Below are 23,811 nucleotides of genomic sequence, written 5' to 3' on the forward strand. Positions count from 1 at the left end.
TACCGGTAGCTGCGGCAGCCAAGTCCTTTCAGCTCTGGCATCTGTGAACTCCTTGACATCGGATGCGTGCCAAGGTCCGAGTGTGCGGTCGACTTTTCCGCGCAACCCTTTCCGGCGCATTGTTAAGGTTAACGGAAGGTAAACCAGCAGTATCGAATTTTCGGCTTGTGTCTCATTTTGACTCGAATAGCCTGTTTACAGGCGGATACGAGGACTTGAGGATGGATGCTGCAAGAAACGATGCGCAGGCTGACGCCGGCGCAAATGCTGGCTCGGCGCTGAATCGTTCGATCATGCAATTGCTGGAGCATGTCGATTATCGTTTGATCACGGGGGGCGAGGATCTGGAGGCGATCTACCGCCTTCGCTATCAGTCCTACCTGCGCTCAGGCATGTGCGGCCCGATCGCCAGCGGGATGTTCGAGGATCGCTGGGACAACCTGCCGAATTCCTACCGGTTCGGCGTCTATTTCGATGGCCACTTGGTCAGCACGCTGCGGCTCCATTACATTTCCCGCGAGCACCCCTATTCGCCCTCTGTCGACGCCTATCCGGAAATCTTGGCAGAGCGGCTTGCCCGCGGAGAAACCTTCATAGACGGAACCCGGTTCGCAACCGACGCGGATAGCGCGCCCGCGCCCGGAGTCCTGCCTTTCCTGACGCTGAGGCTCGGCATGGTGGCTTCCAGCTATTTTGGCCAGACGGCCGTGCTGACGCCGGTCAAGGTCGAACATTCCGCCTACTACGCCCGCATCTTCCATGCCGTGCAGCGGACAGAAGGCAAGGTGTTTCCGGGTGTCCTTGCGCCGATCGCCTTGTTCGAGATCCCCTGCGGTGAAAACTTGCGCCAGACGCTCGACCGCTTCCCGTTCTTCAAGTCGACGCCGGTGGAGCAGCGGATGATGTTCGCCAATCCGGCCATCAACCGGCTCACCCCTCTGTCGATCGTACCGACGGCCAAATACTATCGCGATGCCGCCTGAACGGGCGTCCTACCGCGCCTCATGAACCTTCCCCGCGGCTCCCGCGTTACGAGTACCGGCGTCACTGATCATCGGCGGCGCCGCATTCTTGACCCCCAGGCTTGTCGCCGGCTCAAATCGGGTTTTTCACGGGAAGGAGTACGATTATGACCATCCACTCGCTTGCGCTCACGCCCCTGATCTCGCTGATCGCCGGCATATTGATCCTGGTGATGCCGCGCCTGCTCAACTACATCGTCGCGCTCTATCTGATCGTGGTCGGCCTGCTCGGCCTGTTTCCGCACCTCGCCGCCTAATGCAATCTCGCCCGGAACCGTGCAGCGGTTCTGGGCAACGGCACCCATCAAAACGAGCTTTGAAGCGTCTCGCCTGAATCCGATTCAGCGCGACGCGCTTTAAAGGCCCACGATGCCCCTCGCCACGGCGAGGGCCTCCCATCGCAATTTTAGCTTCCGCCCATTTCAACTTTCGTTTGAGGCTGTTGTCGCCGGCCGTGCGGCAATAGCGCCATTGCTCTTGCTCCGGCTTTTCGCTATGTGCCTCGAAGGCATTTTCGAAGGGGTATTCCTATGGCTGATCACACGCCGACCGGTCCTGTCGAACTGGGCGCGCAGATGGACTATGCCGAGCATGATCGTACCTACAACGCATTCCTCGCGCTGGCCAAATACGGCTCGCTCGTCTGCGCCGCCATTCTGCTGGCCATGGCCTTCGGCTTCTTCGCGGGCGGCTTCTTCTCGGCGACCATCCTGTTCATCGTGATCATGGCCGTCGGCTATTTCATTCTGCGGTAGACTCTCCAAGCCATTGCGTTTGACGTTCCGCCGGAGGTCCCGGCCGACGCCTTGCGCAGCAAGGTTCCAGCCGAAAGGATCATGCGGTGGGGCAGACGGTATTCATCCCTCGTGAGCTTGACGCGAACGAGCCGAGAGTCGCGGCCTCGCCCGAGACGGTGAAAAGGATGGCGGGCCTGGGCTTCGAGGTGATCGTCGAGAAGGGCGCCGGCCTGGGCTCGCGCATTACCGATCAGGAATTTGTCACCGCCGGCGGCACGATTGGAACTGCCGGGGACGCCAAGAACGCCGATGTGGTGCTGAAGGTGCGCCGGCCGACCGATGCCGAGCTCAAGGGCTACAAATCGGGCGCGGCCGTCATCGCCATCATGGATCCTTACGGCAACGATGCGGCGCTTGCCGCGATGGCCAGTGCCGGCATCACCGCCTTCTCGATGGAGTTCATGCCGCGCATCACCCGCGCGCAGGTGATGGACGTGCTTTCCTCGCAGGCCAATCTTGCCGGCTACCAGGCGGTGGTCGATGCGGCGGCCGAATATGACCGCGCGCTGCCGATGATGATGACGGCGGCGGGCACGGTGCCGGCAGCAAAAACCTTCATCATGGGCGTCGGCGTCGCCGGTCTGCAGGCGATCGCCACAGCGCGCCGTCTCGGCGCCGTCGTCACCGCCACCGACGTGCGTCCGGCGGTGAAGGAGCAGGTGCAGTCGCTCGGCGCAAAGTTCCTGGCGGTCGAGGACGAGGAGTTCAAGGCGGCGGAGACCGCCGGCGGCTACGCCAAGGAAATGTCGAAGGAATATCAGGCCAAGCAGGCGGCCCTGACCGCAGAGCACATCGCCAAGCAGGATATCGTCATCACCACGGCGCTGATCCCTGGACGTCCGGCGCCGAAGCTGGTGTCGGCCGCCATGGTCGCCTCGATGAAGCCGGGCTCGGTGATCGTCGACCTTGCGGTCGAACGCGGCGGCAATGTCGAAGGCGCTCAACCCGGCAGGGTCGTGACGACGGAAAACGGCGTCAAGATCGTCGGCCATCTCAATGTGCCCGGTCGTGTCGCGGCATCCGCCTCGCTGCTCTATGCCAAGAACCTCTACGCCTTCCTCGAGACAATGGTCGACAAGGTGACGAAGACCCTTGCCATCAAGCGCGATGACGAGCTGGTCAAGGCGACGATGCTGACCGATGCCGGCCAAATCGTGCACCCCAGTTTCGCCAAGGCCGCCGGGCAGCCGCGCACCGAGCCGGCTGCGATCCCGGCCACGGTCCTGGTTGCGGATGCCGCCGACAAGAAACCGGCGCCCAGGAGGAGGGCCGCAGCCAAGTCACCCTCGCCTAAGCCAGAAGGGACCGCGTGATGGAACAGCTGCAGAAAGCCCTCGACCAGCTCGATCAGGCGACCGCTGCCGTACGCCTCGCGGTGCAGGATCTCGCCAATGCGCCCGCCGGCGCCGAGGCTGCCGGCAACGCCGCGCACGCGCTCTCGGGCGGCGCCATCGATCCCTTTGTCTTCCGCTTCGCCATCTTCGTGCTGGCGATCTTCGTCGGCTATTATGTCGTCTGGTCGGTGACGCCGGCGCTGCACACGCCGCTGATGGCCGTCACCAACGCCATCTCCTCGGTCATCGTCGTCGGCGCGCTGCTTGCCGTCGGCATCGCCGCCTCCGGCCTTGCGGCGGGCTTCGGCTTCATCGCCCTGGTGCTGGTCTCGGTCAACATCTTCGGCGGCTTCCTCGTCACCCAGCGCATGCTCGCCATGTACAAGAAGAAGGAAAAGTGACGTGACCGTCAATCTCGCTTCCTTCCTCTATCTGGTCTCCGGCATCCTGTTCATCCTGGCGCTGCGCGGCCTGTCGCATCCGACCACCAGCCGCCAGGGCAATCTCTACGGCATGATCGGCATGGGCATTGCCATCGCCACCACGCTGGCGCTGGCGCTGCCCTCGGCTGGCCGCTTCGGCCTGATCGTGCTCGGGCTTGCCATCGGCGGCGGCGTCGGCGCTTATGTGGCGCGCCGCATCGCCATGACCTCGATGCCGCAGCTGGTCGCCGCCTTCCACTCGCTCGTCGGTTTCGCCGCCGTCATGGTGGCGGCGGCAGCAATCTACGCGCCGGAAAGCTTCGGCATCGGCACGGCCGGCGACATCCATGCCCAGGCGCTCATCGAGATGAGCCTCGGCGTCGCGATCGGTGCCATCACCTTCACCGGCTCGGTCATCGCCTTCCTCAAGCTCGACGGCCGCATGTCCGGCAAGCCGATCATGATCGGCGGCCGCCACCTGATCAACATCGCGCTCGGCGTAGCCCTCGTGGTGCTGATCGTGCTGCTCGTCACCACCGAATCCAAGCTAATCTTCTGGCTGATCGTCGCCGCTTCGCTGGTGCTCGGCGTGCTTCTGATCATCCCGATCGGCGGCGCCGACATGCCGGTCGTGGTGTCGATGCTGAATTCCTATTCCGGTTGGGCGGCAGCGGCGCTCGGCTTCACGCTCGGCAACCTGGCGCTGATCATCACCGGTGCGCTGGTCGGTTCTTCCGGTGCGATCCTGTCCTACATCATGTGCAAGGGCATGAACCGCTCCTTCATCTCCGTCATTCTCGGCGGCTTCGGCGGCGAGACGGCTGCGGCTGCCGACGACGGCATCGAGCGCACCGTCAAGCAGGGCTCGGCCGACGACGCCGCCTATCTGATGATGAACGCGCAGAAGGTCATCATCGTGCCCGGCTACGGCATGGCGGTCGCGCAGGCCCAGCACGCGCTGCGCGAGATGGCCGACAAGCTCAAGGCCAACGGTGTCGAGGTCAAATACGCCATCCATCCGGTTGCCGGCCGCATGCCCGGCCACATGAACGTGCTGCTCGCCGAGGCCAATGTGCCCTATGACGAGGTGTTCGAGTTGGAGGATATCAACTCCGAATTCGCCCAGGCCGATGTCGCCTATGTCATCGGCGCCAACGACGTCACCAACCCGTCCGCGCGAGATGACAAGAGCAGCCCGATCTACGGCATGCCGATCCTCGACGTCGACAAGGCCCGCACCTGCCTGTTCGTCAAGCGCTCGCTGGGTTCGGGCTATGCCGGCATCGACAACACGCTGTTCTATAAGGACGGCACCATGATGCTGCTCGGCGACGCCAAGAAGATGACCGAGGAAATCGTCAAGGCCTTCGATCACTGATCCGGCTTGCCATCTCAAAGACCGAAAAGCCCGGCCGTGAGCCGGGCTTTGTCTTTCAATCACCGGATGGTTCAGTCTAGCCTTTGGACAGGAAAAGCGCCTCGTCTTCGTCGCGCTGCTTGCCGCCGAGAGCCGCGGCAGCGCTGGCGATGAATGCGCCGATGACCAACGCCAAGGCGCCGATCAGGGCAAATGAGGCCGTTGCCTTCCTGGCCGTGTCTGCCGCCTGCTTGGCCTTGGTCTTAGCCTCCTCCACCTTTGCAAGCACCGCATCGACACGGGCCTTTGCGTCGGCTTCCGGAAGGCCTGTGCGGGCAGTCACAAGCTGCGCCAGGTAGGTCTTGTCGTCGGCCGACACCTCACCGGAGGCGGCACTTGCGACCAGGATGCGAGACGCTTGCGCCGTGGTCGCCGCGTCGTTTTGCGGATTGGCGGCTGCAAGCTTGCTCGCATCCGCCGGACGGAACAGCGTGTCGACGAAATACGATGTCGCATTGTCGACCGAGGCGCCGTTGGCGTTTGCCGACGCGCCTGCCGAGGCACCCATCGCGGCGCCCGACGCGACAGTGGATGCCGCCTGCACGCCCGTCCCAACTGCAGCCGACAGGACCGAGCCGAGAACACCGGCGACAAGCAACGTGGCCAGCGCCCAGGCAAGGAAGCCGTGGGTGGTGTCGCGGAAATAGACCTCGTCAGTGTGGACGCCAACCCATTTGGTCCGCAACCGCCCGGCAAGATAACCGCCTAGGCCCGCCGACAGCCATTGCACGACGATTAACCAGGCGCCGGTGGTAGCCGCGAAGGTGGTGACCGAAGGATTCGACGCGGACCAGGGCGAAACCATCGTCAGCCCGAGTCCGGAGCCGAGCAAGGTAAGGATGAGAGTCAAAGCCGAGGCTGCGAAAGCGCCAGCGATGATCGGCCCCCAACTGACGGCGGTGGCGGAGGATTCTAGCGTACCGGGAGCATCGGTTGCCGATAGGGTGGGCTGCATCGAAGCCTCCTAGCGGGCAAAAAGCATGATGAGAATGATGATCGGAATCGGAACCCCGAGCAACCAGAGCAAGATACCGCGGCCCATCGAAACCTCCTGAAACAAGTTGTGATCGATCTGTCACAATGTTTCAGGAGACCTTCTGTTCCGGTCGGATCACCCCATCCGCCACGGACGGCGGACCGACGGCAGGCTGAGAGGCCCGATGGCACGGTCCTCAAATATCCAGATTGGCCACCGACAGCGCATTGTCCTGGATGAACTCGCGCCGCGGCTCCACCTCGTCGCCCATCAGCCGTGAGAACAGGCTGTCGGCGTCGGTCGCGTCGGCCACCTTGACCTGAAGCAGCGAGCGCACATTCGGATCCAGCGTGGTTTCCCAGAGCTGTTCGGCGTTCATCTCGCCAAGGCCCTTGTAGCGCTGCATGGTCAGTCCCTTGCGGCCAGCCGCGAACACCGCGTTGAGCAGCGCCAGCGGCCCGGAAAGGAGCTCGGAAGTCTCCTTGCGGCGCAGCGCCGGCTGCTCGCCATAGACTTCCGCCAGGCGCGCTGCATAGCGGTCCAGCTGGCGCGCATCGGCCGAATTGATCAGCCCGGCATCGAGCTGGACGGCGTCCTTGACGCCGCGCACGGTGCGTTCGAAGACATAGCCGCCCGACCCGTCATTGGAGGTCGACAGCCGTCCGCTCCAGCCGCGCTCGGTCTCCTCGGCGATCATGTCGAGCCGCCTGGCGACGTGTTCGGCCATGGCGGTGGCGCGGCCGAGATCGGCGAGCACGTCGGCGTTGAGCGCGCCGGCGATCGCCGCCTGCTCGACGACACTGCGGTTGTAGCGCGTGTGCAGCCCGTTGATCAGGTGCCGCACCGCCAAGGCGTCGTCGACCGCGCCGCGCAGGTCCTGTCCGGTCCGCACCTCGCCGGAGGCGAGCGTCAGTGAAGCCTCTTCCAGCCCGGACTCGATCAGATATTCCTCATAGGCGCTTTCGTCCTTGAGATATTGCGAGCTCTTGCCCCGCGTCACTTTGTAGAGCGGCGGCTGGGCGATGTAGAGATGGCCGCGCTCGATCAGCTCCGGCATCTGCCGGAAGAAGAAGGTGAGCAGCAGCGTGCGGATGTGGGCGCCGTCGACGTCGGCGTCCGTCATCAGGATGATCTTGTGGTAGCGCAGCTTGTCGGCGTTGAACTCGTCCTTGCCGATCGAGGTGCCGAGCGCCGTGATCAGCGTGCCGATCATGTCGGAGCTGAGCATACGGTCGAAGCGCGCCCGCTCGACATTCAGGATCTTGCCCCGCAGCGGCAGGATCGCCTGGTTCTGGCGCGAGCGCCCGCCCTTGGCCGAGCCGCCGGCCGAGTCGCCCTCAACGATGAAGATTTCCGATTTCGCGGGATCGCGCTCTTGGCAGTCGGCAAGCTTGCCGGGCAGCGAGGTGACGCCGAGCGTGCTCTTGCGGGTTATGTCGCGCGCCTTGCGCGCGGCTTCGCGCGCGGCGGCCGCCTGGATCACCTTCTCCACCACCACCTTGCCTTCGCTTGGATGCTCTTCCAGCCAGGTGCCCAGCGCCTCGTTGACCAGGCTTTCCACCACCGGCCGGACTTCGGAGGAGACCAGCTTGTCCTTGGTCTGCGAGGAGAATTTCGGATCCGGAACCTTGACCGACAGAACGGCCGTCAGGCCTTCGCGGCAGTCGTCGCCGGTGAGCGAAACCTTTTCCTTCTTGGTCTGGCCGGAGGACTCGCCATAGCCGGTGATCTGCCTGGTCAGCGCGGCGCGGAATCCGGCCAAATGCGTGCCGCCGTCGCGCTGCGGGATGTTGTTGGTGAAGGCCAGCACGTTCTCGTGGTAGCTGTCGTTCCACCACATCGCCACCTCGACGGTGATGCCGTCGCGCTCGGCGCGAATGGCGATCGGCTTCTCGATCAGCGGCTTCTTCACCCGGTCGAGATACTTGACGAATTCCTCTAGGCCGCCGTCATAATGCAATTCGTGGCGCACGAGGTCGGCATGGCGCGCGTCGGTCAGCACGATGCGCACGCCGGAATTGAGGAAGGCGAGCTCGCGCAGCCGGTGCTCGAGCGTGTTGTAGTCGAACTCGACCATGGTGAAGGTTTCGGCCGACGGGAAGAAGGTGATCTCGCTGCCGCTGCGGCCTTCATAGGTCCCCGGTCGCTTGTCCTGCTCGTAGGTGCCGGTCACCTTCAGCGGCGCGTCGGCATTGCCGTGCGTGAAGCTCATCTCGAAGACCTCGCCGTTGCGGCGGATCTTGAGCTTGAGCCATGCCGAAAGTGCATTGACCACCGAGACGCCGACGCCGTGCAGGCCGCCCGAAACCTTGTAGGAGTTCTGATCGAATTTGCCGCCGGCATGCAGCTGGGTCATGATCACTTCGGCCGCCGAGACGCCCTCGCTGGGATGGATATCGGTCGGAATCCCGCGGCCATTGTCGATGACGGTCACCGAGCCGTCGGGGTTGAGCGTCACCGAGACGAGGTCGGCATGCCCGGCCAGCGCCTCGTCGATGGCGTTGTCCACCACCTCATAGACCATGTGATGCAGGCCCGAGCCGTCGTCGGTGTCGCCGATATACATGCCCGGCCGCTTGCGGACAGCATCCAACCCCTTCAAAACCTTGATAGAATCGGCGCCATACTCGGCTTCCGCGCCAATGGCGCTTTCGGTCTGATCGCTCATAAATACCTGTCTGATTGATGTCGCTGATCCGGCGCGCAAAATGGTCCCGAATCGCGCCGTTTTGATGTCTTAGATATAGGCGCAAATGGCCGTTTTTCCAAGGTTTGCAGGCGTTTTGCCGGCTTGGCGAGCGGCCGTTGGCAGGCCGGGCGCGATACACCGGGAAGCGCGGTGCGGGCAGCGGGCTATGCCGGCGCGAAAGTCGCGCCCGAGCGGGGCCTTGCAACAGTCACATCGGGGCGGCTGCTATTCCGCCGGGAGGCCGGCGCGCAGCGCCTTCAGCGCCTCGCTCCAGCGGAACAACTCGTCCAGCATGGCCTTGGCGCCGCCCAGCACCTGCTCGCCCGGATGATACGCGCCCTTCTTGTCGAGCAAGATCCTGTAGGAAGGCAGCGCCACGCCTTCCGGAATCGGCATGACGCCGACGGAGGTCAGCAGCGGCTTCAGCGCCTGTGCCGCGCGCAGGCCGCCGGACACCCCGCCATAGCTGAAGATGGCGGCGGGCTTGTAGCGCCACTCCTTGAGCAGATAGTCGACGGCGTTAACAATCGCCGGAGCGGCGAAGTAATTGTATTCCGGCGCGACGAAGACGAAGGCGTCGGCGGCGTCGATCGCCGTCGACCAGGCCTTGGTGTGGTCGTTCTCGTATTTGCGCAGGCGCGGATGATGCGGCTCGTCGAGCAGCGGCAGCTTGAAGGCGGCAATGTCGCGAGCGCCGGCTCGAACTTGCCGTGCTCGCGCGCGAACCCCTCCAGCCACTCGGCGAAGATCGGTCCGGCGCGTCCCGGTCGCGTGCTGCCGATGATGATGCTCAACTGGTGCTTCACGGGTGGCTCCTCGATTGACGGTATCCGTTGGCGACTAAAGGAACCGGTCACCGTCAACAAGCAGCCATCGAAGGGCGCCGTTCACATTCAGGCGAGGCGGTCTCTCCATGGGCTTTCCGTTCGGTCACATGGACGCCCGCTTTGCCGCGCATTACATTTGCCGCCGTAGCGGAGCATCCGATGGACACAAAGCCCGCCCCCTTCGTGCCGCCTGCGCCGAAGCCGCGCACCCAGCCGCCCTCGACGCTGGAGATGATGCGCATCGTCTACCGCAACCCGCTCGAGCTGTGGGGCGAGCATACCTACAACGAGCCCTGGATCTCGGTGACCGGTATCGGCGGGCCGCTGGTCATCGCCAACGATCCCGGCCTCATCCGCCACGTGCTGATCGACAACGCCAGGAACTACAAGATGGCGACGGTGCGCCAGCTGATCCTGCGCCCGATCCTGCGCGACGGCTTGCTCACCGCCGAGGGCGAGGTGTGGAAGCGCTCGCGCAAGGCGATGGCGCCGGTGTTCACGCCGCGCCACATATTCGGTTTCGCCGAGCCGATGCTGAAGCGCACGCTGGAATTCGCCACCCGCTACGAGGCCGGCGGCACGACCGACGTCGCCCGTGACATGACGATGCTCACCTATGACATCCTCGCCGAGACGCTGTTTTCGGGCGAGATCGCCGGCGAGCCCGGCAGCTTCGCCAAGGAGATCGACCGCCTGTTCGAGACCATGGGCCGGGTCGATCCGCTCGACTTGTTGCGCGCGCCACAATGGCTGCCGCGGCTGACGCGCATCCGCGGCCGCAAGACCATGGCCTATTTCCGCAACATCGTTGCCAACACGGTGAAAATGCGCGAGCAGCGGCTGAAGCGCGATCCCGACGGCGTGCCGCAGGATTTCCTGACACTTCTCCTGAAAGCCGAGGGGCCGGACGGCCTGACCCGCGCCGAAGTCGAGGACAACATCATCACCTTCATCGGCGCCGGGCACGAGACCACGGCGCGCGCGCTCGGCTGGACGATCTACTGTCTCGCCGAAGCGCCCTGGGAGCGCGACAAGGTCGAGCAGGAGATCGATGCGGTACTGGCGCGCGAGCCCGATCCGACAAGATGGCTGGACGCCATGCCGCTCACCCGCGCCGCCTTCGAGGAAGCGCTGAGGCTTTACCCGCCAGCGCCCTCGATCAATCGCGAGCCGATCGAGCCGGAGACCTGGAACGGCCTCTATATCCCGAGATACGCCGCCGTGCTGGTGATGCCCTGGGTGGTGCATCGCCATCGCAAGCTATGGGACAGGCCGGACGCCTTCATGCCGGAGCGCTTCCATCCGGAGAACCGCGAACGGATCGACCGCTTCCAGTATCTGCCTTTCGGCGCCGGGCCGCGCGTCTGCATCGGCGCCAGCTTCGCCATGCAGGAGGCGATCATTGCTTTGGCCATCCTGTTGTCGCGCTTCCGTTTCGACGTAACGTCACAAACTCGGCCATGGCCGGTGCAGAAGCTGACCACGCAGCCGCAGGGCGGCCTGCCGATGCAGATTTCCCGCCGCGCCTGATTGGAACGGGTCCCGATCGGGAACAGTCTACCGGTCGGCGATCGGCCGGCGCTGCTGGAACTGGCCGGCGGCGCGGAAGCGCCAGAGATAGCTCGGCAGGATCGCGGCGATCGCCTGCGGCTGGATGCCGAGGCCATTGATCGTTCTGTTCGCCTTGGCGGCGGCTTCGGAGACGACGTTGTGCTCGCGCAGCTGCAGCACCTGGTCCTTGGTCAGCAGCGGATTGGGCAACAGCTGCAGGATCGAGGCTTGGATATTGGCCACCCACCACGGCACCGGCACCAGGAGGCGTCTGCGGTCGATAACGGCGAGCAGCTCCTGCATGCATTCCTTGAAGGTCAACACCTGCGGGCCGCCGAGCTCATAGGTCTGGCCACGCTCGACCTTGCCGTCGACCGAGCGTGCCACCGCCTCGGCAACGTCGCCGACATAGATCGGCTGGAATTTCGTCTCCCCGCCGCCGATCAGCGGCAGCACGGGCGAGAAGCGCGCCATGTTGGCGAAGCGGTTGAAGAAGGCGTCCTCGGGTCCGAAATTGATCGAGGGCCGCAAGACGACGGCGTCGGGCACCGTCTCGAACACTGCTTTCTCGCCGAGAGCCTTGGTGCGGGCATATCCCGACGGCGAGTTGAGGTCGGCGCCGAGCGCCGATATATGGGCGAGGCCGGCGCCGACCGATCGCGCGGCCTCGGCGACGGCGCGCGCGCCGAACTCGTGCACGGAGCCGAATTTCTGCCGGCCGCTCTCATGCAGTATGGCGACGAGATTGACGACGTGGTCGGCGCCCTGAACGGCGCGGTCGACCGACCAGCGCACGCGCACATTGGCCTGCACCGGCTGGATCTGGCCGACATTGCCGAGCGGCTGCACATGGCCGGCAAGGTCGGGCCGCCGGCAGGCGACCCGGATGCGATAGCCGCGCTTGGCGAGCGCGCGAACGACATGACGGCCGACGAATCCCGAGCCGCCGAACACGACGACGAGCTTGGGGGTCTGCAGGATTTCGGTCATGGCTGGCTCCGCGCGCAAAAGCTTGGCTGAGCCGCTTCTTAATCCGTTTCGCGTCAAAGGCAAAGAGCGACCGGAGGTCGCCGCCGCCTTGTTTTTTAGTAATTCCAGGAAAGTGTGGAGCGGTTTTCCGTGCCGAATTGCGTCAGGGTAAAAGCCGCTCAGAACGCCCGGCCGATGCGCGCGTCGACCGAATGCCGGTTGCCGCCTCGGATGACGAAGAAGGCGAGGATTGCCGCCCAGAGCAGCGACTTTTCCGCGCCCGAAAAGCCCTGGCCCATGGTGACCCAGTGGAACCATACTGTGACCAGAAGCACGATCAGGCCGGCGAAAGCGGCCGGGCGGGTGACGAGGCCGATGGCAATCAAAATGCCGCCGAAGAATTCGGTGCAGGCGAGCAGCGGCGACCAGAAGACGCCAGGATAGAAGCCCAGACCTTCGACCATTTCCGTGGCGCCAAACGGATTGACGATCTTCTGCGAGCCATGAATGGCGAGGAACGCCCCGGCAACGGCGCGCAGCAGCGTTTCGGCCGCATTGTTCAGCGTCGCATAGAGTCCGCCTAGGGCCGGAACGATAAGCCTTGGTCTGGACGTGTCGGTGCTGGCGAACATGCGGTCTCCTTTTTGCTGATTTGACGGACGCAAAGGCGTCCACTCCGTCAAATAGAATAAACCTGACGAACTTTCGCATGTTTTATTGCCGCAGTGAGAAACAGAAAACCCCGCCGAGGCGGGGTTTTCCGGGCAGTGAGCGCATCGAAACAGGGTCCAACGAGGCGGCCTGACCTGAGACGGTATCAAGGCGGCGTGAAGCAAGCACGCCCGCCCCGGCCCTGGACGCCCGGCGCGACGGCCGCCAATCGCAAGCCGCGACCCAAGCCACCCTTTTGCGGCTTGCGATGTGGGGTGCCGCTGATGGGTCGCTGCCGGGCTAAGAAAGGTTCAAAGCGGCGCGAAACAAATGCGCGCCTTGTTGCCGGGCGATGCCTCGATCAGGCCGAGTAGCGTTCGGCGAATTCGGAAATGCGCTGCACGACCGCCTTCGGGATATCGACACCGCGCGCCGTCGCCTTTTCAGCGGCCTCTGCCCGGGCGCGGCCGGGGATGTGCACGCCGTAGCGCCGCCGCAGCCGGTCAAGCTGGTCCTTCATGCGCTGTTCAAAATCCGGGTCGACCAATTTGGGCTCGATAGCGAGCACGAAGAGCCCGGTTCCGGGGCTGTCCGGCCCGCCTGAGAACCAGGGTGCGTCGAGCGACCAGTTGGCGCCGGAAATCCCCGCCGCCAGCACCTCGACCATAAGCGCGATGTTAGCGCCGCGCTGGCCGCCGAAGGCGAGCATCGCGCCCTTCATCGCCGCCGCTGGATCGGTGGTCGGATTGCCGCTGGCATCGAGTGCCCAGCCCTCGGGGATCTTTCTGCCGTCTTCCGCCGCCTTGCGGATGTTGACGAAGGCGGTGGCGCTCGACGATTGGTCGATCACCAACGGCGGCCCGTCCGCGGCAGGCGCGGCAAAGGACATCGGGTTGGTGCAGTAGACCGGCTTGACCGAGCCCGAGCCTGCAAGCACCGCCGGCCCGTTGGTGGCGGCGAACGAGACCAGCCCCTGCGCTGCCAGCCGTCCGGTGAAATAGCCGAGCGCGCCGCAGGTATAGGCGTTCCTTTGCGAGAAGATGGCGACGCCGAACAGCCTCGCCGCCTTGACGAGGTCATCTATAGTGCGGTCGAAGCCGGTATGGGCAAGCCCGCCGCGCGCGTCGGAGAGGTAGACGGCCAGCGCCGGCCGGGTGACGACCGGATCGGCATCGCCGTCGATGCGGCCGTCCTCGATGGCCTCCAGATAGTCGATGAAATGCGACAGGCCGACCGCCGACAGGCCTTCTGCTTGCGCGGCGATGATCGAGGCAACCAGCGACTGCGTCACTTCTTCATTGGCGCCGGCGCCGAGCGCCGCCATGCGGCAGAGCCCTGTTGCCTGGTCGAGAGTGAGTTGCATCGGAGCCGTCCTGAGGGAGTAAGGGAATAAGGGAGTAGGGGGAAATTGTGGAGCAAATAGCGGATGGGGATGGAAATGTGAATGCGGATCGTGGCTGAACACTCCCCTATTCCCCTACTCCCCTACTAACCGATCTTGACCGGAATCCGGGCCTCGATGCGGCTGAAGATGAGAACCAGGATGCCGGTGATGGTCATGTAGATCAGCGCCAGCAGCAGCAAGGGCTCGTAGGTGAGATAAGTGTCCTGCCGCACCTTGGACGAGACGGCGAAGATATCGATGACGCTGATCGTCGCCACCAGCGGCGTCGACTTGAGCTGCAGCACGGTTTCGCCGGTCAGTGTCGGCAGCGCACGGAAGAAGGCCTGCGGCAGCCAGATGCGGCGGAAGATCTTGAAGCGGCTCATGCCGAAGGCGCGCGCGGCTTCCAGCTGCCCTTTCGGCACGCCGGCGAAGGCGCCGCGCATCACCTCGCCTTCATAGCCGGCAAATGACAAGGTCAACGCCAACACGCCGTAGGGCCAGGCTTGCCTGAGATAGGGCCACATCCAGGACTCGCGAATCCATGGATATTGCGGAAAAAGCGATCCAAGCCCGTAGTAGAGCAGCCAGAGCTGCAGCAGCAGCGGCGTGCCGCGAATGATGGTGCAGAAGATCTTGGCCGGTGCGGCGAGCCAGAACGGCCCACCGGCCTGCGCCAGCCCAAGCGGTACGGCCAGTATAAAGCCCAGCGCGCAGGTCACGACGAGGATCCACAGCGACCGCCAGATGCCGAGCAGCCCCATCTGCCAATATTGCGGCAGCCAGTCCCAGCGCATGAAGAAGGCCGCGCAGAGGACCAATCCCAGCGCGATTAGGATCAGCACGATGCGGTGCGGCTTCAGCCAGAGCGAGGCACGCGCCGCCATGTTGATCGCGGTCGCTTCGGCCGACATCAGCGCGCCTCCTTGACGGAAGGCATGCCGCGCCGCGACCAGGCCTCGACGCGGCCGATGATCACGTTGGAAAACAGCGTCAGCGCCAGATAAAGCGCGCCGGCAGCAAGATAGAAGACCAGATAGGCCTTGGTGACGCCGGCCGCCTGACGCGTCGCCAGCGTCAGTTCGAAGAAGCCAACGACGGCAAGCAACGCGGTGTCCTTGGTGGCGATCAGCCAGAGATTGGCAAGGCCGGGAATGGCGAAAGGCAGCATTGCCGGCAATGTTATGCGCCTCAACATCAGGCCGGGCGGCATGCCATAGGCGCGGGCGGCCTCGATCTGGCCTTGTGGGATGGACAGGATGGCGCCGCGGATGACTTCCGTCGAATAGGCGCCCTGCACGACCCCAAGGACAAAAATGCCGGCGGCCAGCCCGCTGATGTCGACGCGCTGGTAACCGATCGCGGTCAGCAGCTGATTGATGAGATCGGTGCCGGCGTAATAGAGCAGCAGGATCAGCACCAGTTCCGGCACGGCGCGCACCACCGTGGTGTAGACGGCGAGCAGATCGCGCGTCACCGGTCCGCCGTAAAGCTTGCCCCAGGCACCGCCGGTGCCGATCAAAAGGCCAAGGCAGGTGGCGCCGATGGCGATCTCGATCGAATGCAGCAATCCGACCAGCAGGGTGCCGCCCCAGCCGGGCGGCACGGGCGACAGGAGTTCGATGATGCCGGCCGCCGAGGCCGGAAGAAAGGCATTGATCAGCTTCGCCCCCGAATTGCTGGCAGCCGCCGACCGCAGCGTTCAGCGGCGGGCATGCGTGGCAAGGTTTGGGCCAAGGGGCATGGCGCTGGCCATGCCCCCAACATCAAAAGGAGGCGTCAGTTCGACTGCGTGGCGCCGCCATAGATGTCGAAGTCGAAGTATTTCTTCGAGATCTCATCGTACTTACCGTTGGCGCGGATGGCCTTGATGCCGGCGTTGATCTTTTCCTTGAGCGCGGTGTCTTCCTTGCGCACGCCGGCGCCGACGCCCGGTCCGAGCACCTCGTCGTCCGGCGCGACCATGCCCTTCAGATCGCAGCAGGCCTTGCCCTGGTCCGTCTTGAGGAATTCGCCGAGCGCGATGGAGTCGGCCTGCACCGCATCGAGACGGCCGGCGGCGAGATCGTTGTTGGCCTCGTCCTGCGTCTGGTATTCCTTGATCTCCTGCGCGCCGGTGAAGTGCTTCTTGGCGTAGACGGCATGTACGGTCGACACCTGAACGCCGATCACCTTGCCTTTAAGATCGTCCGGCGTGGCGCCGAACTTCTGATCCTTCGGTCCGATGATTGCTGTCGGCGTGTTGTAATACTTATCCGAGAAGTCGATCGTCTTCTTGCGCTCGTCGGTGATCGACATCGAGGAGACGATGAGGTCGATCTTCTTGGTGGTGAGCGCCGGAATGATGCCGTCCCAGGCAACGGGCGTGATGACGCAGTCGAGCTTCTCCTCGGCGCAGACGGCGTCGATGAAATCGATCTCCCAGCCCACCCACTTGCCCGTCGCGTCCGGCGAGGTGAACGGCGGATAGGGCTCGGCGGCGACGCCGATCTTGACCTGATCGGCCTTGGCCACGCCCATCGCGGCGACGCCGAACAGCAGCGCCGCGGCGAAGGTCTTGAGAACAGTCTTCATTTCAGGACTCCCAGTTTGTTGTCGTTCCCGGTTTTCGCTCCGCTTGACGCCGGCCCTAGCCGACATTGCGGAGGAATTGCTTGAGCCTTTCGGATTTCGGCGCGCCGAACAGCTGTTCCGGCGGGCCTTCTTCCTCGACCAGCCCGTTGTAGAGGTACACGACATGGGTCGCGACCTCGCGGGCGAATTTCATTTCATGCGTCACCAGCACCATGGTGCGCCCCTCGCGCGCCAGGTCGCCGATCACCTTCAGAACCTCGCCGACCAGCTCCGGATCGAGCGCGGAGGTCGGTTCGTCGAACAGCATGACGCGCGGATTGATCGCCAGTGCCCTGGCGATTGCGGCGCGCTGCTGCTGGCCGCCCGACAGGAATGCCGGGTAGACGTCGCGCTTCTCCGCCAGCCCGACCCGGGCGAGCAGCTTCTCGGCCTGGGCGATCGCCTCGTCGCGCTTGACGCCGAGCACGTGCACCGGAACCTCGATGACGTTCTCGATCAGCGTCATGTGGCTCCACAGGTTGAAGTTTTGGAACACCATGCCGAGTCTCGAGCGGATGCGCTCGATCTGCTTGCGGTCGGCAGGAACCGTATGGCCGTGGCTGTCGGCCTTCAGCTTGATCTCCTCGCCATTGACACGGATGATGCCGCTGGTCGGGTTTTCCAGGCAGTTGATGCAGCGCAGCAGCGTCGACTTGCCGGAGCCCGAGCCGCCGATGATGGCGATCACCTCGCCGTCGCGCGCCGACAGCGAAACGCCCTTCAGCACATGCAACTGGCCGAACTTCTTGTGCAGGTTCTCGACATGGATGGCTTCGGCGGCGCCGCTCTGCGCTTGGCCGGCTGGGACTGCGGCGGCTTCCACCGCGCTCACCGGGTAACCTCTATAGGGGCGACGGCAGTTCGTCGAACGTCCATCCGGCTCATCAACATACGCTGTACTGTCCCGCTCCTCACTTCAGCATGGACCCGGCAGCGCGAGCCCGTCAATCCCGTTCATTACGGCACTTGCGACCTTGTTGCGCAAGTGTATAAATAGCCGTTCATGAAATTTTTTCGGTTTTTTTCATCTTAAAAGGGCATTGATGAGCGCTTTCGGATCACAATCCATGGCGGCGCCACTGCGGCGCGTGCTCATGCGGTCGGCGGCGAACGCGATGCGCGACGCCGACAGAGCTCAATGGCACTATGGCCCCGGGTTCAACCCGGCGAAGGCAGCGTCGCAGCACGCGGCCCTTGCTGAACTGGTAGCCGCTTCCGGCGCCGAAATCGAATGGATCGAGGACAAGGCGGACGGCCTTTCGGATTCGGTGTTCACGCACGACCCATCGCTGATGACCGACCGCGGTGCGCTGATCCTCTCGATGGGCAAGCCATTGCGCGCCAGGGAGCCCTCCCTGCATGAGGAAACCTATAGAGGGCTGGGCATTCCGATCCTCGGCCGCGTCGAGGCTCCTGGCCAGGTCGAAGGCGGTGATTGCGTATGGGTGGATGCCCGCACGCTGGCGATCGGGCGCGGGGTCCGCTCCAACCAGGAAGGCATCCAGCAGGTTTCGAACCTGCTGACGCCGCTGGGAATTTCCGTCTACGGTTTTGATCTGCCGCTGTGGCAGGGTGAAGAGTCGTGCCTGCATCTGATGTCGGTGATCAGCCCGCTGGCCGACGATCTCGCGCTGGTCTATTCGCCGCTTTTGCCGGCCCCGTTCTATCAGATGCTGAAGGCGCGCGGCATCAGGCTGGTCGAAGGCGACGCCGGAGAATTCGCCGCTTCCAACGGCCTCAGCCTGAACGTGCTGCCGACCAGCCCGCACAAGGTCATTGCCGTTGCGGGCTTTCCCAAGACCAAAGCCGCGATGGAGGCCGCCGGCTGCACGGTTGAGATTTTCGAGGCGGACGCGCTCTGTATCGCCTGTGAAGGCGGGCCGACATGCCTGACACGGCCGATCCTGCGCCGATGACTGCGCGCCGCAAGTTCCGTCGCGAGGGCGAAGAGCGGCGGCGGCAGGATCTGATCGAAGCGACTCTGGACTGCGTGGCGGAATATGGCCTGCAGGGCGCCACTTTGCGCACCATCGCATTGCGTGCCGGCGTCACCGCCGGCCTGATCCGGCACTATTTCCCCGGCAAGGAAGAATTGCTGCAGGGGGCCTATACGGCGCTGGTCGGCCGCATGACCGAGCAGGCGAAAGCAGCATTGGTCATGGAAGAGGCGTCGCCTCGCCAACGCCTTGCAGCTTTCGTCACCGCCAATCTCAGCGCGCCGATCATCGACCAGCGGGTGTTTTCGCTCTGGGCGACCTTCATCGGCCGTGCCGGTGCGGATCCGACGCTCGCCCGTGCTCACCGCGAAGGCTATCTTGGCTTTCGTAACGAGGTGGAAGCGGTCGTCGTCGAGGTGCTCGCCGCCGAACAGCGCGAACCGGACGCAAGTCAGCTGCGCCGTCATGCCATCGCCATCAATGCGATCATCGACGGGCTTTGGATCGAAGGCTGCCTGGCCGGTGAGATGTTCTCGCCAGGCGAGTTGGCGGCGATTGGCATCAAGGCTGTCGAGGCCGAACTCGGCCTCGCATCGCTGAAGCATGATCCCGAAAAGTAGGACCCGGTTTTCGGAGAAAGATCATGCTCAACAAAGGTTAGATCGGGATGGCAATTCAACGAAACGCCATCACGGTCCAGAGCAATTCCAGGAAAAGGTGAAAAGCGGTTTCCCGTCCGGGATTGCGTAACAAACAAAGAGATAGAGCAAATCACTGTTTCCGTTAAACGGTGATCCGCTCCAAAGGGAGAAAACCAATGACCACGCTCGGCGAAGCGCTCATCACCTTGCTCGAGGCGCATGGCGTCGACACCGTATTCGGCATTCCGGGCGTGCATACGGTCGAGCTTTATCGCGGCCTGGCGCGTTCGAAGATCCGCCACATCACGCCGCGCCACGAGCAGGGCGCCGGCTTCATGGCCGACGGCTACGCCCGCGCCGGCGGCCGGCCGGGCGTGGCTTTCGTCATCACCGGACCCGGCCTCACCAACACCATCACCGCGATGGGCCAGGCGCGCGCCGATTCGGTGCCGATGCTGGTGATCTCCGGTGTCAATGCCACCGATACGCTCGGCAAGGGTTTGGGCTTCCTGCACGAACTGCCGGACCAGCGCGGCATGATGGAGAAGGTGGCGCTGTCTTCTGAGCGTGTCACCGAGGCCGAGGAACTGCCGGGTGCGCTCGCCCGAGCCTTCGCCGTCTTCTCCTCGTCGCGGCCGGGTCCGGTTCACATCGAGATCCCGACAAACGTCATGGTGAAGCCCGCCGAGGGGCTCGCGCCGGTGCTCGGCAACGCCGCGCCGCCCGCTCCGGACGCGGCGGCTGTTGCCGAGGCTGCGAGGTTGATCAAGGCGGCTCGCCGTCCGCTGATTCTTGCCGGTGGCGGTGCCAAGAAAGCCGACGCGGCGCTGACGCGTTTCGCCGAAGCGCTCGGCGCGCCGGTGGTCGAGACCGCCAATGCGCGCGGCCTGCTGCATGGCCACCCCCTCTTGGTGCCGGCAAGCCCCAGCCTCAAGGCGGTGCGCGCGCTGATGGCGGATGCCGATCTGGTGATCGCCGCCGGCACCGAATTCGGGCCCACCGACTATGACGGTTATGGCGATGGCGGCTTCGTGCTGCCGCCGAGCCTCATCCGCATCGATATCGGCGCCGACCAACTCGCGCGCCGTCCGGTGACGGTTGGCATCCACGCCGATTGTGCCGAGGCGCTTTCTGCCCTGCTGGCTGCACTCGGCGCCGCTCATGTCGCCGCGAAAGACGGCGAAGCCCGCGCTGCCGCAGGGCGAGAGGCCGCGCTGGCGGAGCTGCGGCCAGACTATCTGGCGCAACTGCGCGCGGTGGAGACGATCCGCGACGCGCTGCCCGGCGCCATCATCGTCGGCGACTCGACGCAGCCGATCTACGCCGCCAATCTCTATTACGACCACGACCGTGCGGCTGGCTGGTTCAATGCCGCGACCGGTTTCGGCGCGCTGGGCTACGGTCCGCCGGCGGCGATCGGTGCCGCCCTTGCCGTGCCCGAAGCGCCGGTCGTGTGCCTCACCGGCGACGGCGGCTTCCAGTTCACCTTGCCGGAGCTCGGCGCGGCGCTCGACGCCGAGGCGCCGGTGATCTTCGTCGTCTGGAACAATCGCGGTTATCGCGAGATCGAGACCTCGATGCTTGATGTCGGCGTCGAGCCGGTCGGCGTGTCGCCGGCGCCGCCGGATTTCTGCAAGCTCGCCGAGGCCTACGGCATCGAAGCCGAGCGGCTGACAGGGTTCGGTGACCTGGCCGGTGCGCTGAAGCGCGCGCGAACTGCCGGCAAGCCGCGGGTTATAGAAATCACCGTCGATTGAAGGTCCTGGCGACCGTCCCATCCGGCCGAGACGCAGCCGCGTCACGTTACGCGGCTGCGTGTCGACGCATGCAAAGACGGGACGCCTGCCATGTCGATATTTCAATTGAGTGACAACGCGAAAGGCGCGACGTTCGAGGCTGGGGCGGCATAACCATAAGAATACGACAGGAGCAGTCGAAATATGACGGAAACGCTTAACGGCAGGCATGTCGTGGTGACGGGCGGCACCGGGGCGCTCGGCGGCGCGGTTGTCGGCAGGTTGCTGGAGCAGGGCGCGATTTGCCACGTGCCCAATGCGCATGCCGCGGCTCCGCCGCATTTTCCCTACGCGGCTCACGCCAGCGTCCATCTGGCGCACAATGTCGACCTGTCGGACTCCGCCAAGGTCGAGGCCTTCTACCATCAGGTTCCGGAGCTTTGGGCTTCGATCCATCTTGCCGGCGGTTTCACCATGGCGCCGGTCGAAAAGATCGAGACGGCATCCTTTGCCGAGATGATGGACACCAATGCCCGGACCACCTTCCTTTGCAGCCGGGCCGCGGTGCGCTCGATGCTGACGTCGGGCACCGCGGGGCGCATCGTCAACGTCAGCGCGCGTGCCGGGCTTGATCCCAGGCGCGGCGCAGGAATGGTCGCCTATGCCGCGAGCAAGGCGGCGGTCGCCGCGATGACCCAGGCGATGGCCGAGGAGCTGAAGCACAAGGGCATCCTGGTCAATGCGGTCGCGCCCTCGACGCTCGACACGCCCGCCACCCGCGGCGACATGCCCGACGCCGATTTCACCAAATGGGTCAGCCTCGAGGCCGCCGCCGAGGCGATCGCCTATCTCGCCTCGCCCGCCAATCAGGCGATGAGCGGCACGCTGGTGCCGCTCTACGGGCGAGCCTGAGCTCACAGATCAAAGTGCAATGAAAAACCCCGCCGGATCGCTCCGGCGGGGTTTTTGCTTTCGGTAGAGGAAGGAGCTTAGTTGCCCTGCTTCTTCAGCGCCGCGCCCAGGATATCTCCCAGCGAGGCGCCGGAGTCGGTCGAGCCGTACTGGGCGACCGCTTCCTTCTCCTCGGCGATTTCCAGCGCCTTGATCGAGACCTGCAGCTTGCGGGTCTTCTTGTCGAAGGCGATGACGCGGGCGTCGACCTTCTGGCCGACGGTGAAGCGCTCGGGGCGCTGCTCGTCGCGGTCACGGGAAAGGTCCGAACGCTTGATGAAGGTATCGAGGCCGCTGTCGACCAGCCGTACTTCCAGACCGCCATCCTTCACCGCGGTGACCTCGCAGGTAACGACGGCGTTCTTGCGCAGCTCGCCGCTGCTCGCCGCCTCGCCGACCGTGTCGCGGGCCAGCTGCTTGATGCCGAGCGAGATGCGCTCCTTCTCGATGTCGACGTCGAGCACCTGCGCCTTGACCATGTCGCCGCGATTGTACTCTTCGATCACCTGCTCGCCCGGACGTGTCCAGTCGAGGTCGGAGAGGTGCACCATGCCGTCCACGTCGCCTTCCAGGCCGATGAACAGGCCGAACTCGGTCTTGTTCTTGACCTCGCCCTCGACCTGGCTGCCGACCGGATGGTTGCGCGCGAAGGCTTCCCACGGGTTCTCCAGCGTCTGCTTGAGACCGAGCGAGATGCGGCGCTTGGCCGGATCGACCTCGAGCACCACCACGTCGACTTCCTGCGTCGTCGACAGGATCTTGCCGGGATGCACGTTCTTCTTCGTCCACGACATTTCCGAAACGTGGATGAGGCCCTCGATGCCCGGCTCCAGCTCGACGAACGCGCCGTAGTCGGTGATGTTGGTGACGGTGCCCTTGATCTTCTTGCCGATCGGGAACTTGGTGCCGATATCCGACCACGGATCGCTCTCGAGCTGCTTCATGCCGAGCGAGATGCGATGGGTTTCCTGGTTGATGCGGATGATCTGCACCTTGACCGTCTGGCCGATGTTGAGGATCTCGGTCGGATGGTTGACGCGGCGCCATGCCATGTCGGTGACATGCAGCAGGCCGTCGATGCCGCCGAGGTCGACGAACGCACCGTAGTCGGTGATGTTCTTGACCACGCCCTCGACAACCTGGCCCTCCTCGAGGTTCTGCACGATTTCCGAACGCTGTTCGGCGCGGCTCTCCTCGAGCACGGTGCGGCGCGACACCACGATGTTGCCGCGGCGGCGATCCATCTTGAGGATCTCGAAGGGCTGCGGGTTGTGCATCAGCGGCGAGACGTCGCGGATCGGACGGATGTCGACCTGGCTGCGCGGCAGGAACGCCACGGCGCCGTCGAGATCGACGGTGAAGCCGCCCTTGACCTGGTTGAAGATGACGCCTTCGACGCGCTCACCCTTGGTGAACTTCTCTTCGAGGCGCACCCAGCTCTCCTCGCGGCGGGCCTTCTCGCGCGACAGCATGGCCTCGCCAAGCGCGTTCTCGATGCGCTCGACATAGACCTCGACGGTGTCGCCGACCTTGAGGGAGGAGTCCTTGCCCTTGGCGCCGAATTCCTTCAGCGGCACGCGGCCTTCGACCTTGAGGCCGACATCGATGATGGCCATGTCCTTTTCGATCGCGGTGATCGTGCCCCGGACAACCTGGCCCTCGCCGGAATGGCCGGCGGTGAATGATTCTTCGAGCATGCTCGCGAAATCATCGCGAGTGGGATTTGCAGCTGACATTGTTTCTCCTGGAATGCTTCGCACAACAAGCGAAGCGGGCGCCGTGGGTTAGCGTTGCGTGAGCCTGCCGGCGTTCCGGGCTGAAGAGCCCTCGGCCGCTTAAGCGGCAAGTCCGGCGCATAGAGAATGCTGGCAGGCTGGTTCGTGCCCGATATGGG

The 23,811-nt window shown here is 64.4% G+C and carries 21 protein-coding genes and 1 pseudogene; 11 read left to right on the forward strand and 11 right to left on the reverse strand.

The window, feature by feature from the left end:
* Positions 1-62: 62 nt before the first annotated feature.
* From P9230_RS22825 to P9230_RS22850, 6 genes are all read left to right on the forward strand, one after another.
* A complete protein-coding gene (locus P9230_RS22825) occupies positions 63-983 on the forward strand; it encodes a hypothetical protein (protein WP_245466692.1) in 921 nt (306 codons plus the stop codon).
* Between the two features lie 146 nt (positions 984-1,129).
* Positions 1,130-1,279: a DUF3096 domain-containing protein gene (locus tag P9230_RS22830; RefSeq protein ID WP_067003359.1), complete on the forward strand. Its 150-nt coding sequence runs from the start codon at positions 1,130-1,132 to the stop codon at positions 1,277-1,279.
* A 273-nt stretch (positions 1,280-1,552) separates the two neighbouring features.
* Entirely contained in the window at positions 1,553-1,777 is a 225-nt protein-coding gene (locus P9230_RS22835) for an aa3-type cytochrome c oxidase subunit IV (protein WP_095799174.1), read from the forward strand.
* Between the two features lie 86 nt (positions 1,778-1,863).
* Positions 1,864-3,132, forward strand: a complete 1,269-nt coding sequence (locus P9230_RS22840; protein WP_127240541.1) for a Re/Si-specific NAD(P)(+) transhydrogenase subunit alpha — start codon at positions 1,864-1,866, stop codon at positions 3,130-3,132.
* The gene (locus P9230_RS22845) at positions 3,132-3,554 is read left to right on the forward strand and encodes a proton-translocating transhydrogenase family protein (RefSeq protein ID WP_067003367.1); all 423 of its coding nucleotides are present in this window, start codon (positions 3,132-3,134) and stop codon (positions 3,552-3,554) included. Before P9230_RS22840 ends, P9230_RS22845 begins: the two co-directional genes overlap by 1 nt.
* Position 3,555: 1 nt before the next feature.
* Positions 3,556-4,953 (forward strand): NAD(P)(+) transhydrogenase (Re/Si-specific) subunit beta, encoded by a 1,398-nt coding sequence (locus P9230_RS22850; RefSeq protein WP_067324170.1) that lies wholly within the window; start codon positions 3,556-3,558, stop codon positions 4,951-4,953.
* Between the two features lie 76 nt (positions 4,954-5,029).
* Here P9230_RS22850 and P9230_RS22855 read toward each other — a convergent pair whose 3' ends face one another.
* From P9230_RS22855 to P9230_RS22865, 3 genes and pseudogenes are all read right to left on the reverse strand, one after another.
* Complete coding sequence (locus P9230_RS22855) at positions 5,030-5,947, reverse strand: hypothetical protein (protein WP_095776998.1); 918 nt, start codon at positions 5,945-5,947, stop codon at positions 5,030-5,032.
* A gap of 217 nt (positions 5,948-6,164) precedes the next feature.
* On the reverse strand, positions 6,165-8,636 hold the full coding sequence (gene gyrB, locus P9230_RS22860; RefSeq protein ID WP_278120832.1) for a DNA topoisomerase (ATP-hydrolyzing) subunit B: 2,472 nt from the start codon (positions 8,634-8,636) through the stop codon (positions 6,165-6,167).
* A gap of 246 nt (positions 8,637-8,882) precedes the next feature.
* A pseudogene (locus P9230_RS22865) lies at positions 8,883-9,463 on the reverse strand (NADPH-dependent FMN reductase).
* A 180-nt stretch (positions 9,464-9,643) separates the two neighbouring features.
* Between P9230_RS22865 and P9230_RS22870 the strand changes: the two are divergent.
* Positions 9,644-11,014 carry a cytochrome P450 gene (locus P9230_RS22870; protein WP_127240543.1) on the forward strand — a complete coding sequence of 457 codons (1,371 nt, stop codon included), beginning with the start codon at positions 9,644-9,646 and terminating at the stop codon, positions 11,012-11,014.
* A gap of 27 nt (positions 11,015-11,041) precedes the next feature.
* Here P9230_RS22870 and P9230_RS22875 read toward each other — a convergent pair whose 3' ends face one another.
* The 7 genes from P9230_RS22875 to P9230_RS22905 form a co-directional block, all read right to left on the reverse strand.
* On the reverse strand, positions 11,042-12,025 hold the full coding sequence (locus P9230_RS22875; RefSeq protein ID WP_067324180.1) for a complex I NDUFA9 subunit family protein: 984 nt from the start codon (positions 12,023-12,025) through the stop codon (positions 11,042-11,044).
* Positions 12,026-12,183: 158 nt separating this feature from the next.
* Entirely contained in the window at positions 12,184-12,636 is a 453-nt protein-coding gene (locus P9230_RS22880; RefSeq protein WP_067324182.1) for a DoxX family protein, read from the reverse strand.
* Positions 12,637-13,016: 380 nt separating this feature from the next.
* Positions 13,017-14,018 carry an Ldh family oxidoreductase gene (locus P9230_RS22885; protein ID WP_067324184.1) on the reverse strand — a complete coding sequence of 334 codons (1,002 nt, stop codon included), beginning with the start codon at positions 14,016-14,018 and terminating at the stop codon, positions 13,017-13,019.
* A gap of 125 nt (positions 14,019-14,143) precedes the next feature.
* Entirely contained in the window at positions 14,144-14,953 is an 810-nt protein-coding gene (locus P9230_RS22890) for an ABC transporter permease (protein ID WP_067003383.1), read from the reverse strand.
* Positions 14,953-15,618: an ABC transporter permease subunit gene (locus P9230_RS22895; RefSeq protein ID WP_067324705.1), complete on the reverse strand. Its 666-nt coding sequence runs from the start codon at positions 15,616-15,618 to the stop codon at positions 14,953-14,955. Before P9230_RS22895 ends, P9230_RS22890 begins: the two co-directional genes overlap by 1 nt.
* A gap of 200 nt (positions 15,619-15,818) precedes the next feature.
* A complete protein-coding gene (locus P9230_RS22900) occupies positions 15,819-16,613 on the reverse strand; it encodes a transporter substrate-binding domain-containing protein (protein WP_067324186.1) in 795 nt (264 codons plus the stop codon).
* 55 nt (positions 16,614-16,668) lie between these two features.
* Positions 16,669-17,484, reverse strand: coding sequence for an ABC transporter ATP-binding protein (locus P9230_RS22905; RefSeq protein ID WP_067003385.1), 816 nt, complete (start codon positions 17,482-17,484; stop codon positions 16,669-16,671).
* 211 nt (positions 17,485-17,695) lie between these two features.
* Between P9230_RS22905 and P9230_RS22910 the strand changes: the two genes are divergently transcribed.
* From P9230_RS22910 to P9230_RS22925, 4 genes are all read left to right on the forward strand, one after another.
* Complete coding sequence (locus P9230_RS22910) at positions 17,696-18,568, forward strand: dimethylarginine dimethylaminohydrolase family protein (protein ID WP_278120833.1); 873 nt, start codon at positions 17,696-17,698, stop codon at positions 18,566-18,568.
* A complete protein-coding gene (locus tag P9230_RS22915) occupies positions 18,538-19,209 on the forward strand; it encodes a TetR family transcriptional regulator C-terminal domain-containing protein (RefSeq protein WP_127243078.1) in 672 nt (223 codons plus the stop codon). The genes P9230_RS22910 and P9230_RS22915 overlap by 31 nt, the downstream gene beginning before the upstream one ends.
* Positions 19,210-19,406: 197 nt before the next feature.
* On the forward strand, positions 19,407-20,987 hold the full coding sequence (locus tag P9230_RS22920; RefSeq protein ID WP_278120834.1) for a 5-guanidino-2-oxopentanoate decarboxylase: 1,581 nt from the start codon (positions 19,407-19,409) through the stop codon (positions 20,985-20,987).
* Between the two features lie 183 nt (positions 20,988-21,170).
* Positions 21,171-21,878, forward strand: coding sequence for an SDR family NAD(P)-dependent oxidoreductase (locus P9230_RS22925; RefSeq protein ID WP_127239468.1), 708 nt, complete (start codon positions 21,171-21,173; stop codon positions 21,876-21,878).
* Between the two features lie 77 nt (positions 21,879-21,955).
* On the opposite strand, the gene rpsA is transcribed toward P9230_RS22925, so the two are convergent.
* Entirely contained in the window at positions 21,956-23,653 is a 1,698-nt protein-coding gene (rpsA, locus tag P9230_RS22930; RefSeq protein WP_067003396.1) for a 30S ribosomal protein S1, read from the reverse strand.
* Positions 23,654-23,811 lie beyond the last annotated feature (158 nt).

This window comes from Mesorhizobium sp. WSM4887, from assembly GCF_029625865.1.
GTDB lineage: Bacteria > Pseudomonadota > Alphaproteobacteria > Rhizobiales > Rhizobiaceae > Mesorhizobium.